Origin of the sequence: Flavobacterium sp. KBS0721 (assembly GCF_002007065.3) — a bacterium.
GTDB lineage: Bacteria > Bacteroidota > Bacteroidia > Flavobacteriales > Flavobacteriaceae > Flavobacterium > Flavobacterium piscis.
This window is the reverse complement of sequence record NZ_CP042170.1, coordinates 3811463-3826288: the sequence shown is the minus strand read 5'-3', so window position 1 is coordinate 3826288 and position 14826 is coordinate 3811463. Positions and strand designations below refer to the sequence as shown.

At 34.2% G+C, this 14826-nt stretch carries 16 protein-coding genes and 1 pseudogene; 8 read left to right on the top strand and 9 right to left on the bottom strand.

Annotated elements, in window-relative coordinates; all coding sequences use genetic code 11:
• Positions 1-31 precede the first annotated feature (31 nt).
• From B0M43_RS16450 to B0M43_RS16435, 4 genes are all read left to right on the top strand, one after another.
• On the top strand, positions 32-790 hold the full coding sequence (locus B0M43_RS16450) for an SDR family oxidoreductase (protein ID WP_078007270.1): 759 nt from the start codon (positions 32-34) through the stop codon (positions 788-790).
• Positions 791-1122: 332 nt separating this feature from the next.
• Complete coding sequence (locus B0M43_RS16445; RefSeq protein WP_078007271.1) at positions 1123-2706, top strand: FAD-dependent oxidoreductase; 1584 nt, start codon at positions 1123-1125, stop codon at positions 2704-2706.
• 7 nt (positions 2707-2713) lie between these two features.
• The gene (locus tag B0M43_RS16440; protein WP_078007272.1) at positions 2714-3292 is read left to right on the top strand and encodes a flavodoxin family protein; all 579 of its coding nucleotides are present in this window, start codon (positions 2714-2716) and stop codon (positions 3290-3292) included.
• A 282-nt stretch (positions 3293-3574) separates the two neighbouring features.
• Positions 3575-4249, top strand: coding sequence for an SRPBCC family protein (locus tag B0M43_RS16435; protein ID WP_065449927.1), 675 nt, complete (start codon positions 3575-3577; stop codon positions 4247-4249).
• Between the two features lie 180 nt (positions 4250-4429).
• Here the strand turns inward: B0M43_RS16435 and B0M43_RS16430 are convergent, their stop codons facing one another.
• Complete coding sequence (locus B0M43_RS16430) at positions 4430-4720, bottom strand: hypothetical protein (RefSeq protein WP_065449926.1); 291 nt, start codon at positions 4718-4720, stop codon at positions 4430-4432.
• 345 nt (positions 4721-5065) lie between these two features.
• On the opposite strand from B0M43_RS16430, the pseudogene B0M43_RS24845 reads away from it, so the two are divergent.
• Both B0M43_RS24845 and B0M43_RS24765 read left to right on the top strand, forming a co-directional pair.
• Positions 5066-5149, top strand: a pseudogene (locus B0M43_RS24845) (DUF202 domain-containing protein); the annotation flags it as partial.
• 35 nt (positions 5150-5184) lie between these two features.
• Entirely contained in the window at positions 5185-5466 is a 282-nt protein-coding gene (locus B0M43_RS24765; protein WP_246860139.1) for a hypothetical protein, read from the top strand.
• Positions 5467-5677: 211 nt separating this feature from the next.
• On the opposite strand, the gene B0M43_RS16420 is transcribed toward B0M43_RS24765, so the two are convergent.
• Together B0M43_RS16420 and B0M43_RS24475 are read right to left on the bottom strand one after the other, a co-directional pair.
• Positions 5678-5920 (bottom strand): hypothetical protein, encoded by a 243-nt coding sequence (locus B0M43_RS16420; RefSeq protein ID WP_123921803.1) that lies wholly within the window; start codon positions 5918-5920, stop codon positions 5678-5680.
• A gap of 321 nt (positions 5921-6241) precedes the next feature.
• On the bottom strand, positions 6242-6409 hold the full coding sequence (locus B0M43_RS24475; protein ID WP_168199952.1) for a hypothetical protein: 168 nt from the start codon (positions 6407-6409) through the stop codon (positions 6242-6244).
• Between the two features lie 19 nt (positions 6410-6428).
• On the opposite strand from B0M43_RS24475, the gene B0M43_RS16415 reads away from it, so the two are divergent.
• On the top strand, positions 6429-6893 hold the full coding sequence (locus tag B0M43_RS16415; RefSeq protein WP_078007276.1) for a hypothetical protein: 465 nt from the start codon (positions 6429-6431) through the stop codon (positions 6891-6893).
• Between the two features lie 164 nt (positions 6894-7057).
• Here B0M43_RS16415 and B0M43_RS16410 read toward each other — a convergent pair whose 3' ends face one another.
• The 6 genes from B0M43_RS16410 to B0M43_RS16385 form a co-directional block, all read right to left on the bottom strand.
• The gene (locus tag B0M43_RS16410; RefSeq protein ID WP_078007277.1) at positions 7058-7495 is read right to left on the bottom strand and encodes a hypothetical protein; all 438 of its coding nucleotides are present in this window, start codon (positions 7493-7495) and stop codon (positions 7058-7060) included.
• A 279-nt stretch (positions 7496-7774) separates the two neighbouring features.
• The gene (locus B0M43_RS16405; RefSeq protein WP_078007278.1) at positions 7775-9697 is read right to left on the bottom strand and encodes an OmpA family protein; all 1923 of its coding nucleotides are present in this window, start codon (positions 9695-9697) and stop codon (positions 7775-7777) included.
• Between the two features lie 10 nt (positions 9698-9707).
• A complete protein-coding gene (locus B0M43_RS16400) occupies positions 9708-10625 on the bottom strand; it encodes a type IX secretion system membrane protein PorP/SprF (protein ID WP_078007279.1) in 918 nt (305 codons plus the stop codon).
• A gap of 344 nt (positions 10626-10969) precedes the next feature.
• Positions 10970-11668, bottom strand: coding sequence for a DUF1826 domain-containing protein (locus tag B0M43_RS16395; RefSeq protein WP_078007280.1), 699 nt, complete (start codon positions 11666-11668; stop codon positions 10970-10972).
• 84 nt (positions 11669-11752) lie between these two features.
• Entirely contained in the window at positions 11753-13336 is a 1584-nt protein-coding gene (locus B0M43_RS16390) for a GMC oxidoreductase (protein ID WP_078007281.1), read from the bottom strand.
• 98 nt (positions 13337-13434) lie between these two features.
• Positions 13435-13839, bottom strand: a complete 405-nt coding sequence (locus B0M43_RS16385) for a DUF2147 domain-containing protein (RefSeq protein WP_078007282.1) — start codon at positions 13837-13839, stop codon at positions 13435-13437.
• 326 nt (positions 13840-14165) lie between these two features.
• Between B0M43_RS16385 and B0M43_RS16380 the strand changes: the two genes are divergently transcribed.
• The gene (locus tag B0M43_RS16380; RefSeq protein ID WP_078007283.1) at positions 14166-14741 is read left to right on the top strand and encodes a TetR/AcrR family transcriptional regulator; all 576 of its coding nucleotides are present in this window, start codon (positions 14166-14168) and stop codon (positions 14739-14741) included.
• The last annotated feature ends 85 nt before the right edge of the window (positions 14742-14826 follow it).

Sequence of the window (14826 nt, the reverse complement as noted above, 5' to 3'; positions counted from 1 at the left end):
CTTAAATTTTAATCACACATAAAAAAACAATATGAAAAAGTTAACGGATTATTTTGGACAAAACATTGAAGGAAAAAGAATTGTAATTACAGGCGGAACAACCGGAATAGGAAAAGCAATTGCAGACTTATTAATATCACTTGGCGGACGGGTAGTGATTTTTGGCAGACATCACGAAGATTTTAAAAATGCTATTAATGATATCAAAGAAAATTTCCCTGATGCAGAAATTTATGGCACTCCTGCTGATGTAACGATAAAAGAAGATATTGATAAGATTTTAGAAATAGTGGATACTAAATTGGGCGGAATAGATATTCTTATCAACAATGCAGCATTGGGAGCACCTGGTATTACTAAAGAAACTTTTGAAAATTACAAATACATAATAGAAACCAATATCACCGGTTATCTTGCATTTAGCGAAGAAGCAACGTTAAGAATGAGAACTCAAAAGTCAGGACATATTATCAATATCGGATCTATGAGCGCTGAAAGCCGTACGGGAGAAAGCACTATATATGTTGCCACAAAATCAGCCATCAGAGGATTTAGCACTTCATTGCGCAAAGAATTAAATCCGCTTGGCATTAAGGTTTCTCTTATTGAACCCGGAGCAGTAACAAGCGATATGCAAACCGATTCTAAAGAAGAACAACAAAAGAAAATTGAAAAAATGGAAATGCTTGAGGCAGAAGATATTGCCATGAGTGTATTATTTTGTTTATCACAACCCAAAAGATGCGATATTGTAACGATGCAGATACGTCCGCATCTTCAAATTATATAAAGCAGAAGGTTCTTTGCTCAATTTATACTTCTAATAAAATCCTAAATAACATATTGTTATTTAGGATTTTATTAAAAAAGGAATTATTGCAAGAATCCAGAATAATCTTAACTCCACTATCCTCCTTTTTATGCGATCAGCTAAAAACTTAATCAATTAAAAATAAATCACTTACACATATTTAATGCTGCTCAAATACAACTGGCAATCATATAAATTTTGTAATTAAAACTGTAAACATTGCAGGCTATAACTTATTAGCTTTGATATCAGCATTTTACAGAATATTCTTCATTTTCTGTACATCACCAAAACTTCTTAAAAATTAGATCATGAACAAATCAAACGATACTGCAAACAGTGCCAGTATTACTTCTGGCGAGAATGTTTCATTTTGGATAGATAGCACCTCAATTATTTCATACAATACACCCAATCAGGATATACAAACTGAAGTACTTATCATAGGCGGCGGAATTGCCGGTCTTACAACAGCCTATAAATTACTTAAAGCTGGTAAAAAAGTGGTGCTTGTAGAAGATGGTTTTATTGGCAGCGGTGAAAGCGGACGCACAACAGCACATTTAACCTGCGCTCTTGACGATCGTTATTATTATCTTGAAAATAAATTTGGAGAAGAAGCTGCAAAATTAGCCGCCGAAAGTCATGCCGCAGCAATTGACGAAATTGAGAAAATAGTAACGGATTTAAATATTGATTGTGCTTTTAAAAGAGTTAACGGATATTTATTCCTTCACGAAAGCGATAAAGAAGAAAACCTCGACAAAGAACTTCAGGCTACACAAAAAGCAGGTTTACGAACTACAATTTTAAAAGGAATTCCTGCATTGGCCAATGCCGAAAAGCAACGATGTCTGGCTTTCAGTAATCAGGCTCAATTTCATATTCTTCATTATTTAAAAGGACTTGCGAAAGCCGTTGATTCGCTTGGTGGAATTATTTATACAGAAGCCCATGCAGAAAATATTACCAAAAAAGGCGCAAAAGTAAACGGTTATACTTTTTCTGCAGAGTATATCGTTGTGGCAACAAATACTCCAATAAATGATGTGGTTACAATGCATACTAAACAGCATGCGTACAGAACTTATGTCATTGCAGGCAAAATTCCTAAAGGCCAGCTTCCCTACTCGCTTTGGTGGGATACCGGCGATCAGGAATCTAAATGGGTATCCCAGCCCTACCATTATGTACGTGTAGAAAATTACAACGAAAAATACGATTTGCTTATTTCCGGTGGCGAAGATCACAAAACCGGTCAGGCCGATGAAGAAGGAATTCCGGAAACATCACGTTATGATCGACTGGAAGCCTGGACCCGAAATTATTTCCCGATGTTAGAAAATGATCTCACCTACCGTTGGTCTGGTCAGGTGATAGAACCTGTAGATTCTTTGGGTTTTATGGGAAAAAATCCCGGCGATGATACAATTTATATCATTACAGGAGATTCAGGTAATGGTATGACGCATAGCACAATTGGTGCCATGATTATCTGTGATAGTATAATGGGCAACAAAAATAAATGGGAGGATTTATATAATCCTTCAAGAATATCCTTGAATACGGCAAAAGATTTTGTTAAGGAAGCGACTAATATGGCGTCTCAATATCTGGATTGGATTAGCGGATCTGACTTAAAAAATACATCCGATTTACCACCGGGAGAAGGCTCTATACTTTCGTCCGGGTTAAAAAAAATTGCCGTTTATCGCGATTACGATAATTCGCTAAAGGCTTTCTCTGCCGTTTGTCCGCATTTGGGTTGTATTGTACAATGGAATGGTGACGAAAAATCATTTGATTGTCCGTGCCACGGTTCACGATTTACAACGGACGGAACGGTTATCAATGGACCTGCCCAAAGCGATTTGAATAAAATTCATATTAAATAAAACCATTATGAAAGCGATTATACTTTTAGGAACTTTAAAGAATAAAGGCCGATCGAATACAGAAATACTTGTAGAGTTTCTTGGTGAATATCTCAAGGAACAAAATATTGATTTTGAGATTATCAGGCTTGCTAATCATACTATTGTTCCGGGGACTTATACACACATGAATGTGAAAGATGACTGGCCACATATATACAATAAAATAATTGACGCTAAAATACTATTATTTGCAACACCGATCTGGTGGAATAGTCATTCATCTGAATTGCAACGTTGTATAGAACGACTGGATGAAGTATATGATGTTATTCTGGCAGGAAAAGATTCTCCGCTTGACGGAAAAATTGGTGGTGTGATTGCAACAGGAGATTCAGATGGTGTGGAGCATATTACGGGAAATATTGCCAATTTTTTCTGTAGCATAGGTGTTACAGTGCCTCCATATACATCGCTTGGCGTTATTTGGGAAGGTCACGCCAAAAACTCAAAAAAAACAAAAGCTCAAATTCTGAAATATTATAAAAATAATTATGCAAAAGATGCTCAGGCAATGGCAGAATCATTAAAGAAAGCAAGCAAATAAAAAGCTGACCATACGCCATAAAACGCTGATAATTATATAATTGTGCATCTTAATTCTATAAGAATAAGACAATCTATCCTTATAACTTTGATAATTATTGAAATCTCTTATTTACGCATTAGCATTAATCAAAAATACCATATAAAATAATGTACTTCCTCGTTTTTGAATCTTGTTCATCTTGCTGATAGTTAATGTTTTATTGATAAACCATTATTCAGGATTTAAGGCTTGGGAGTGCATTTTATTAGCACTAATTTAATAACAATAAAAAAAATAATCATGGACACAACATCTCCACAACAAGTTTCTAATTCAGGAACTTTTAAAACAAAAACCAATGTTTCGGCTCTTGAAAGAATCCTTATGATTACAAGCGGCGGTTACCTTTTATACAAGGGCTTATCTAAAAATGATAAAAGTATTGCCAAGATTGGTTCTGGCGGAGCAATGCTTTTACGAGGAATTTCGGGTTATTGTCCCGTTTATGATGCTGTAGATCATCTTAAGAATGACAAATCATCAAATGTAAACATCAGGATAAACAGTGTTATTGATAAACCAATTAGCGAAGTATATTCTTTCTGGCGTGACTTTGAAAATTTACCGAAATTCATGAATCATCTTGAATCTGTCAAACCCATTAGTTACACAACCTCGCAATGGACAGCTAAAGGCCCTGCAGGAATTGGCAAATTAACATGGAAAGCTGAAATTTTAAAAGATGAAAAAGAAAGACTGATAAGCTGGAGTTCGCTTCCGGACGCCACCATTAAAAATGCAGGAAAAGTTATTTTTAGACCAAGCGGAAAAGGAACCGAAATTATTGTAACCATTTCCTATCATGCACCTTTAGGAGTTGCCGGCGAAAGTGCCGCAAAACTCCTTAATCCGTATTTTGAGAAATTGGTAAAAGACGATATTATGAATTTTAAAACTTATTTGGAGTCTCGCTAACACTTGATTGCAGATACTTTTTTCTCTTAAAAGGAAAGCCTGTATTTGTTACAGGCTTTTTGAATTTTGTATGTTCAGAGAATGCACGTCGTTATGCAATCTTCAAATAATTAAATTTCTAAGAGAACAAAAAACCTGTAATGGCAGCATTACAGGTTTTTTATTTTCCTCAACATTTTATTATCGCTTTGGAGTCGTCGCAGTCGAATCTGTTCGTACAGATGTATTTCCTTTTTGAGTGGTTCCGTCTGATCCGGAACCTGTAGAACCTTCGCCGGTTGCACCTGTAGTACCAGCAGAGTTTACTTTTGTGGTGTCGCTCTTAGAATTTATAGTATCAACAGTTGCCTGCGTTGTGTCAGCTTCATTCGTATAATTATCTGCCGGAGCAGTCTCATTTTTTTTGCACGAAAATGCAAGTCCGGCAATGAGAATAAGTAATGCCGCTTTGGTCTTGAATAGGGTTTTCATAATTGTAATTGTTATAGTTCATAATATTTAAAAATAATCTAAAAAGTGAGTTTTTACTTATACAATTATTTCAAAAAATTATATACTACACACCTTATATAAGCAGGCTTTTTTTAAATAAAACAGATTATGAGTGAAATATATTTGAAGATTATCCCTTACATCTTACAAAACATTATATTGTCTTAATCCCATAAAAAACAGAATTGAGATTCTATAAAATGAAAATATTAATTGTATAAATAAATTTAAATATCTCATTATAATTTTGACAATGAACATTTTATATGAACTGGGTTGAAGGAAAAGGAAGTAAAGAAATTGATAATCATTATAGTTAAACAAATGGAAATAGATAATAAAAAGAGGATCAACGAGCACATGTCCAACGAAAGAACATTTCTTTCCTGGGTTAGAACCGGTATTGGTATTATGGTATTTGGCTTTGTAATTGTTAATTTTCATTGTTTGTCAATCAGCTTCCGGCAAGTTTTTTTCAGGATTCTAATATTCCAAAAAATGGCTTTACCATTTTTATTGGGATTAGTCTGGTATTTACAGGTGCGCTTACCATTTTTTTATCCTATTACAAATACAAACAAACGCATAAGCTGCTTCAAAAAGGCGAATATCTATATTCAACATTATTATTGACGATTCTAACCGTGGTTATTTTTGTTATGAGTATTATCATAATTGCTTATTTAATTGCTGCTGCTTATCCTTTTACTTTTCAAACTTTATAAATACTGTCAATCAAATATGGGCAGACACTTCGCAAAGCAAAAAAAGGCTGTCTTATTGTTGGGTAAATACAAGTTTGATAAAGCCACAAATCAATTTAGGTTCATTATAGAAAATTAAAAAGCCACTTGAATATACTACTATTCAAGTGGCTTTTTGATCAATTAAAACAAGATATTTTTTGCTTTAATTATCCAATAAAAAGAAAATAAGTTAAGGTCTTGTAGCCGTCGAATCTTTACGTGGCGTAGTTGTCGTAGATGATTTCTTTTTATTCATTTGTTGCTTATTCACCGTATCCGTTTTGTGGGTGGATGAATGCTTGGTACCTTTTGTACTTTTCTTCTTCGTAATGGTGTCTGTTTTTTGCGTTGTTTTTTTGGGAGTCTCCTGAGCAACCACTACAGCTGTTCCAAAAATCATCAACATAGCACATGATAAAAATAAATTTTTCATAATAGTTGTTTTTTTAATTAATAAATTGATTATAAGAACTATAGACGTTCTATCTGTTATTAAACATTACAAAATTTAGTAATAAAAATGAGCTTTTTTTATACTTACAGATCATTTTTTTTCATGATTTCCACACTTATTTTTTGCATAAAACATAAATCGCTTAAAATACTATTTTTTCGCAATTTTCTGGTGTAAAAATCATCCGTAAATCACTGATAATTATACAATTAGTGATTTTAATTTTATAATAAAAAATTATATAATGATCCTAAATTTGTTCTACTAACATTAGATTTTATTAACTATAAAAACCTTTAATTATGATACAGCTTCAGAAACTACAAAAAGTAGTACTGATAAAAAAACAAGTACCAAAAGTACAGATCCTAAATCAGGAGCATCAAAAGATGGCGCAAAGTCTTCATCAGGAAAGAATGAAAAGTCAAGTACTGATAAATAATCAGGCTCCTCTAAAAAATAAGTCAAACTTTACAAACTATTTACTATGATACATGACAACAACGAAAATTATGGTCAAAGTGGCCGTAATTTTCAATCAGAGAATGAAGAGATTACATCTGAAACAATCGAAAAAAAAGATCCTGCAATAAATCAACATCACGATGATTCCTTAAACAGAAATCAAAACAGCGGAAATCAATACGATATTGATCGCAGCCAAAATGAAGATGCGGACGATAATGAGGAAACAGATCCTTATTTTCAAAAAAACGCCGAAATAGCCCAGGATCTTGATAATGAGCTTAAAAATGATGATGATCCTGATGACGAAGAGGATTTGGATGAAGATTTGGAAGATAATGATGAGGATTTTGATCGAAACGACAGGTCTGATTTGCGTGACAGAAATTTCGATGACGAAAACGAGGACGACTCTTCGCGTGAAAATTTAGAACCTGAAAACCCAAATATTAATGATCCGGATCCTTTTGCCCCTCAAAGGTTTTAATTATGAACCGTTAGAGATGAAAATTTCTAACGGTTTTTTTTTGAAAGATCATAACAAAGATTGGAATTAAAGCACAGTTGTCTTTAATTCAAAAAAAAAGAAGCCACTTATATTGGCTTCTTTTTCAGCTTTTTATCAAACATAAAAACACTGTATTCTTCAAATTAATCTGCTGCATATTTATTATTCCAGTATAACATTAACAGTAATGTTACAATGATACAAGAAGCAGTTCCTTCAAAAAATAAACAGAGACAATATGTGGGTACAGAAGGTTCTCCTCCAAACATAAAAGCTGAAGATAGTGTTTTTACATATGTGTCGCCACCTTTTGCATAGCTGTAAATAAGAAGCGCCACAATACTAAGTACAACACCTGTAAATGAAGTGACCATTGCGGATATCGCATTGGGTACAAAACTGTTATTACCTTCTTCAAGATTCATTTTTAATGTTCTGTTTACACCATAAAAAATAAAAAGAACGTTTAATAAACGTAAATAAAATAAGTGTGACAGATTTAAAATTTCCATTAAAATAAAAAAAGCTGCGATTCCCAAAAATATAAAAGAACCATTGATTATTTCTTTAGGTATTTTCATAATAATACTTTTTAATTAAACATAAATTCAAATTAAACCCTTGATTTAGAAAAAATTATAAAAAATCATATGATAAATATGAGAAAAAGAAAGCAAATTTTATTACAGGATTAAATCTTCAATGTTCTATTATTTAAACTTTTTAAATTTCTTTAATTGAAAGAATAATTTAATGAGGAACAACATTTTTTATGTCTTAAACCAATATAAAAGATCTCCGTAAGGCTATCTTATATTTCCTTATGATCTAAATAATTTATCTTGTAATATTAATTGAAATTATATTGCAGTGATAACAAACTCACTTCTTCTGTTCATTTGGTGTTCTGCTTCAGTGCAATCCACACCGTCAGAACAGCCATTTAAAAGAGCAGTTTCTCCATAACCTTTAGCGGTTAATCTGTTGGCAGTAACTCCATTTTTTATGAGCCAACTTACAGTAGATTTGGCCCTTCTGTCAGAAAGTGCCTGATTGTATTGATGTGTCTGGCGACTATCTGTATAGGAACGAATGTCGAGTTTCATTGTAGGATTGTTATTTAAAACCTGAAGTATTTTTTCCAGATCCAGTGCAGCTTGTGGTCCTATATTGGATTTATCCAGATCAAAATAAATCATCTTTATTCCGAAGCATTTTCCTAAATCATCTCCAACAGTTACTTTACATGTTGCAGGATGTAAAGCGATAGGTAAACTGGTTTTCCCAGATAGTTTTCCGATAGTTATACTAATTTCCTGGGTTGCGTACTCTACTTTTTCAGCCCTTACATTATAAGTTTTACCACAATCAACTTCAAACTTGTAAGCACCATTACTGTCTGTAATTGTGGTACTTTTTTCAGTCCTATTTTCGTAAAGTGTCACTTTTGATTCCGGTAAAATAGCTCCTGTTACCGCATCGGTTATTTGTCCGCTTAGTTGCTGGACACATCGTAGTGCTTTGTTTTCTACAAATTTATAAATATCATCAGATCCTTGTCCGCCCTCCTTATTAGAGCTGAAATAACCTATTCTGGAAACCGGGTCAATGACATAAGCAAAATCATCTTGTGGCGAATTGATGTCATTGCCAAGGTTTTGAATATCGCTTATCGTCCCGTCTTTATTGAGTTTTCCTGCAAAGACATCCAATCCGCCAAGTCCCGGATGACCGTCTGATGCAAAGTAAATTTCGTTTTCATCGGTTACAAAAGGGAAGGTTTCTTTTCCTTCTGTATTGATAGTTTTTCCGAGATTTTCCGGAGTTCCAAATCCGCCATTGTCATTTATACTTACTTTATAAAGATCGGATTGTCCGAACGTTCCGGGCATGTCAGATGCAAAATACAAGGTTCTTTCGTCAGGACTAAGTGCAGGATGCGCCGTACTATAATTATCGCTTGCAAAAGGAAGAGCCGTTATATTTGTCCATTTGTTATTTTGAAGAGTTGCCTGGTATAATTTTATAAAATTAATTTTTTTGTCACTCTTTCCTTTTTTCCCGTTTACATAATTATTGCGTGTAAAATAAACTGTTTTGCCGTCTTTGGTAAAAACTGGTGTAGCTTCGTGAAATTTAGAGTTTAAGCCGTTTTTTATCTTTTTAACTTTGACAGAATCAACAGATGAAAAATACAAATTGGTAAAATATTCGCCGGTCCAGGTATGTTTTCTCTGCGAAAAGTTTCCTGTATCTCTTGCCGATGCAAAATAAATTTTGTTGTCATAAACAAAGGTTCCGTAATCTGAATATTTAGAATTAATTCGGGCGTCTTCAATATTATAGCGGCCTGAATTGGCTTTTATTTCATCTAAATAATTGGAAGTTTTATTGTAGAGTTTTCCGCGGGAATCATTTTGAGATTTAGTGTAAAATTCAGCCATAAGCTGGTTTGATTTCTGCAACTCTCCCGTGCTTTTTAAGGACTGTGCATATCTAAAATAATATTCAGATTCAACATTGGGATTCATGGCAAACAGTTCTCCATACCATTTTGAAGCACTTTCATAATTAGCATTGAAATAATAGGAGTTGCCCAGTTTTTTAAACATATCTTCTGACTTGTATCCTTTCAGGGCCACTTTTTCATAAGTCTGTATGACATCAATATAAGCATAGCTGTCGTACTTTTTATCAGCCCGTTTTATTGTAGCTTTTTGGGCATACATGGCTGATAAGCAAAAACTTAAAAAGACGATATAGAAGAGTATAGATTTTTTCATCATCTAAATTTTAAAAGAAACGAGGTGTTGTCATCTTGCTATTGTTCCTGAAGAATTCGTATCGAAGAAATATTTCATGCGATCCTGAATTGTAATTATTCAGTTTTGTGGTTTCGCGGTCATATCCATATCCCAAATAAAGTCCGTCGGTAATCTGAAATCCAGCCATCGCACTCACTGAGGCGCTCCATCTGTAAGCAACGCCAATTACAAATTTGTCATAAAACATAAAATTAGCCGAAACATCTACCTGAAGTGGCGCACCTCCCACCATTTTCGCGAGTGCAGCAGGTTTGAATTTGATGTATTGGTATTTATCGAGATCAAATACATAACCTGCCATTAAATAATAATTGATTTTATCTTTGTAGATCGCCACATCATTATCATCATATTTATTGGTTTCGATGAAATTGGGAACAGAAAAACCAATGTATGCTTTGTCAGAATGCCAATATACCCCGGCACCCACGTTTGGAGATATTTTATTGTCGAGATCCTGAAACTGAGGATCTCCCTGATCTTCGGGATTCAGCTTGCTCACATCCAGATTGAAGATATTAACAGTTCCCTTAATACCAAACGAAAGTTTAAAATTGGCCGATGTCTGAACGGTATAAGAAAGATCGAGAGAAATATTATTCTCGTTCGTTGGTCCAATTTTATCGTTTAGCACTGAAGCCCCAATTCCCAGATTACTATTGTTGATTGGTGTATTGATCGAAAAGCTGCTTGTTTCAGGAGCTCCGTCAAGACCAACCCATTGTGTGCGGTATAAACCAAAAATACTTAAAGCCCCACGAGAACCGGCATAAGCAGGATTTATGTTTATAGTATTGTACATGTATTGGGTAAACTGTGCATCCTGTTGTGCATAAACTACAATACATGAAAATAGGAAAATATAGGAAAATAATTTTGTTTTCATAATTGATTGTTTTTATATGCTTCGCTAAAAGCAAAACCATTATCGTTTCAATTAGGTGATTATTGGCCCATTCAACAACTGAAAAAAGGAGTATATTAAAAACAAAAAAAAGAGCAGTTATTTAAAATAACAGGAAGATATTTTTGAATAATTTCATCTAAAGTGCGGATAGTAATCTAATAATATAAGCATATAATATTTGATGATACAAAGAAATAAAAATTGTAAGAAAAATAATGAATTATTATGTTGCGTTTTATAAAATGAAACAAATTAGGCTAATTTGCAACATTCATAATCAGCTAATTATAAATTATATTGGCTTGATGAAGGGATTAATGTTCTTAACATATCAACAATAATCGATATTCTCCTTCATTTTCTATTGGTGCTCTATGGATGCAAGGCAGTACTTGTTGTTTGGGATGATCTACGGCAAGTCGCCAAAGATGTCCTAATCCTAAATTAGTAGGTTTTGCATCCGGGTGGACCTGATAATGCAAATCAAAATAATTTTCCTCCAAAAAGGTTTCGAATTCTTCTGATGATCCATCGTACAACTCTTTAAGCTTTATTTGGATTTCGGGAATTAGAATTTTTTGCTCTGCCTGCGAATTAGCAATAATATCACTTGCTGCTCCGTGATAGGTACATAAAAAAGTATCTGTTGCAATGGGCGAACGATCAACATGAAAGGAATAAACATCAGTAGAGATGAAATCAAATTCATCGTCACGCTCATAACACTTTAGTAAATTAAGAGACGGAGAAGCTCCAAAATCAGCTAATAATTGTATATCATCTAAGATTATCGCTCTTGCTATATTCCCTTTTTCTGATAGTTGAAGTGCGATTAAATCTTCAGGATAAATTTCTGTTATATTTTCTTTTAAACGTAACTGAGCAACAATCTCGTTAAAATCGCCATCCAAATTTCTGTACCAGCATAACGCATTCATTTCCCCCTTAAAATCGGTATGTACAAGATCCGAAAAAGTAGATACTAATCCAATTTGGGGGCTGTCAGAAAATATAGTACTCATAGTTTAATAGAAAAAAGCCAGTTGCTTTATTAATTACAAAAATATGTATTAGTACTCAGGTGCTGCCTTTTTTTCCGTAAAAAATTAAGAAACCTGCGTAAACTCTCCCTGTTCAATAAGGTTTTCAATACAATATTCAGCAATTGCGGTAATGGTCATAAACGGATTAACGCCAATAGATCCCGGAATTAATGATCCATCCATTACATAAAGATTATCATGCTCTTTCAGTTTACCAAATAAATTGGTAGATTCTCCTAAAACACAACCGCCCAAAGGATGATAACAAATATTGGCACCAAAACCATTTTTAAACAGCAAATGGCTTCTTGTCCCGCCATTTGCATGGTTCATTTTCTTGACGAAATAGTTTGCATTGGCTTTCATCTTTAGTGTGTGGCTTTCATTCCAGTCTAATATAAGGCGACTCTGTTTTTTATCATAAGTTACAGATCCTTTTTTATCAACCCGATTGATTAGCAGATAAAGCGCCGTCGCTACATCTACGCCCATTGGCAAAGGTGCAATTTCAGTAAAAAACGAATGCTCACTATCCTCCCAATTATCAACCGCACCAACAGGAATGGTCGATTGCAGCGCTCCCGTTCCTCCGGATAGTGGTCTGACCCAGTTTCTGCCTGTCATAAAATTACCGTTGTTTCCCCAATTTTTTCCTACCGTGTGATCAAGAGGAAAAGTATTACTTTGTGAGCCCAGCAGCAGTTTTAAGGTTCCCATAGTGCCGGCACCCAGAATTAATTTATTGCAGTGAACAATCTTATCGGCAACAGTTTTCCCTGAGGTGTTAATCTGTCTTACCTCCAGACTATAACTATTGTCATCATTACTTTTTATGACATCAACGCAATGCAAATCAAGGATTTCGAGGTTTCCGGTTGCCAATGCTTTTTTCAGATACGTTTTATCAAGGCTATTTTTACCATGATTGTTACCATAAATTACTTCGGTATTTAATGCAGAACGCGGCACTTCGTTTTTATATTCTCTTTCCATGTATTTAAAGTCATATACATTGGGTACACGTACAGTCTTAAAACCGGCTTTATGCGCTTCAGATTCTCCTACGCGGGTAAATTTATAATAAGGACAGTCTTTTACAAATTGCTCGTCGATACCATTTACTTTTAGCTCTTTGCTGGCGAGGGGAAAATAAAAGTCATAAAATTTTTCGGCATCAAGATCAGGAAAAACTTCTTTAAAATAACTCTCTTTAGGAATAACGGCCATCCCGCCATTTACTATTGATCCGCCGCCTACTCCTCTGCCCACCCAAACATCTATATTTTTAAAATTAAATTTGTCTAAAGCTCCCGTAAAAGGTTTTAAGGGAAAAACATTCATGAATGGGGCAATCGTTTTCCTTTTAAGCCAGGCCGCACTTCGCCCGGGTCTTAATAAACCGGAGTATGGAATCCCTGATTCTTTCCAGTTGATTCCCATTTCCAGAATTAAGACTTTTTTCCCTGCTTCACAAAGCCGTAAAGCAGCAACAGCAGCACCATATCCGGAACCGATTATAACAATAGATCTGCTTAATTCTATCTTCTTTTTGATTGGCGGCGCTTCTGAATTGGGGAGTTTTGATTTTGAAAAATATAATCTGCCTTCGGAAAGTATAGCGGCAAGACTCGTTTTTGTTCTATTCATAATTGTTGTTTGCTTTTAATAAAAAAAATTGATTGAAAATATTTAGTTAAAATCGACACATATTGACCGTTTGAAAACATGAAATAATATTTCCGGATTTATCTGGAGACGCGTATCCAACGTTCTGTTCTTCCAATAATTGAAATACCAATATAACCTCTCAGGTCAAGGTGGTTAATGTCTTTTACTTTGATGGTGCAACTATACGTTTTATCTTGTTCCGGATCATGCGCTTTTCCCTGATATTCTTTATCGCTTTCTTTGTTAAGACCTGTCAGAATTAGTTCTCCATGGAATTTTTTAGCATCCGCGCTCTGGTCTTTTGTCCATATTAATTTTCCGTAGTACAAGCCATCTTTTGCCTTGTAAATTTCAATTTTACTAATACCATCTTTAGTAAGCCAAATACCAGCCAGATCCTGGGCATGGACATAAAAACTTCCTGCAATAAGCAATAATGCACTCAGGCACAATCTCATCCATAATCTCTTTCTTGTTTTCATAATAAAATAGTTAAAAGGTTAAATTTTAAAGCAATAAGTACTTTTACGAAACATCACAACAAATGATGCCTTCATAATTTTGAAAAATAAGCGAAGTCTAATCAGGCTTTCAAAAAAATAGAGATTAAACTTATAATTTCGAAAAAGAAGATTGCGAACAGTTTGCTTATAAATATACAATGTGCTACTTTTGATACAGGCTGCAAATTCAAAGCCAGAATCAACAAATACATTTTCAATATTTATTAGATTGCTTTTTAATGAGCAAACGGACATTAAATTGTTCGATAAGTATTTAATTATAACCTGAGAAAATATTTCCAAAGATGAAAGTAACTATTGACAGACGTGTCCGTTATACTAAAATGGTTTTGCGTGACTCCATATTGGACTTGCTTAGAAATAAGTCGCTCAATGAAATTTCGATAACCGAATTGTGCAAAGCTGCTGACCTTAACAGAAATACTTTCTATAAGCATTATAATACGCCGTATGAAATAATACGGGAAATGGAGGACGAAATGTTTACTGCGCTGATGGATTCCATTAAAGATTTTGATAACGTAAACGATATTATTTTGGCCTCCTGCAGAACGATGGAACGTGACAAAAAAATGAGTGTCATTATTTTTTCTGAAACGGATTCCAGCAGTCTGCTTTCGAAGGCGTTGTCATCCTTTAGAAAAACTGACATAACTGCACAGATGAATAGCGGTGCAATATTGCAGCAATCTTTGCAAGATAAACTCTATTTATTTGGAGAACAGGGTACGATAGCATTAATGAAAGATTGGGTACTTGGTGGTTTTCAAGAATCTGCCGAATCGATTGCGGAAATCATTTCTCATTTAATCCAAAGCATTAACGGAGCCGGAGAAAGTTTTAAAAGTAAAAGCCTATAAATTTGAATCTCAAAGTGACACTTTGCTATACTCCTAAAAAGTAAGTGAGGTAATTATTATAGTAAAAAAACGACAGTTTCATTAT

What these genes read in the sequence shown, in the direction of transcription:
- B0M43_RS16450 (WP_078007270.1), top strand. Translation starts at nt 32, where the DNA reads ATGAAAAAGTTAACGGATTATTTTGGACAAAACATTGAAGGAAAAAGA.
- B0M43_RS16445 (WP_078007271.1), top strand. Translation starts at nt 1,123, where the DNA reads ATGAACAAATCAAACGATACTGCAAACAGTGCCAGTATTACTTCTGGC.
- B0M43_RS16440 (WP_078007272.1), top strand. Translation starts at nt 2,714, where the DNA reads ATGAAAGCGATTATACTTTTAGGAACTTTAAAGAATAAAGGCCGATCG.
- B0M43_RS16435 (WP_065449927.1), top strand. Translation starts at nt 3,575, where the DNA reads ATGGACACAACATCTCCACAACAAGTTTCTAATTCAGGAACTTTTAAA.
- B0M43_RS16430 (WP_065449926.1), bottom strand. Translation starts at nt 4,720, where the DNA reads ATGAAAACCCTATTCAAGACCAAAGCGGCATTACTTATTCTCATTGCC.
- B0M43_RS16420 (WP_123921803.1), bottom strand. Translation starts at nt 5,920, where the DNA reads ATGAAAAATTTATTTTTATCATGTGCTATGTTGATGATTTTTGGAACA.
- B0M43_RS16415 (WP_078007276.1), top strand. Translation starts at nt 6,429, where the DNA reads ATGATACATGACAACAACGAAAATTATGGTCAAAGTGGCCGTAATTTT.
- B0M43_RS16410 (WP_078007277.1), bottom strand. Translation starts at nt 7,495, where the DNA reads ATGAAAATACCTAAAGAAATAATCAATGGTTCTTTTATATTTTTGGGA.
- B0M43_RS16405 (WP_078007278.1), bottom strand. Translation starts at nt 9,697, where the DNA reads ATGAAAAAATCTATACTCTTCTATATCGTCTTTTTAAGTTTTTGCTTA.
- B0M43_RS16400 (WP_078007279.1), bottom strand. Translation starts at nt 10,625, where the DNA reads ATGAAAACAAAATTATTTTCCTATATTTTCCTATTTTCATGTATTGTA.
- B0M43_RS16395 (WP_078007280.1), bottom strand. Translation starts at nt 11,668, where the DNA reads ATGAGTACTATATTTTCTGACAGCCCCCAAATTGGATTAGTATCTACT.
- B0M43_RS16390 (WP_078007281.1), bottom strand. Translation starts at nt 13,336, where the DNA reads ATGAATAGAACAAAAACGAGTCTTGCCGCTATACTTTCCGAAGGCAGA.
- B0M43_RS16385 (WP_078007282.1), bottom strand. Translation starts at nt 13,839, where the DNA reads ATGAAAACAAGAAAGAGATTATGGATGAGATTGTGCCTGAGTGCATTA.
- B0M43_RS16380 (WP_078007283.1), top strand. Translation starts at nt 14,166, where the DNA reads ATGAAAGTAACTATTGACAGACGTGTCCGTTATACTAAAATGGTTTTG.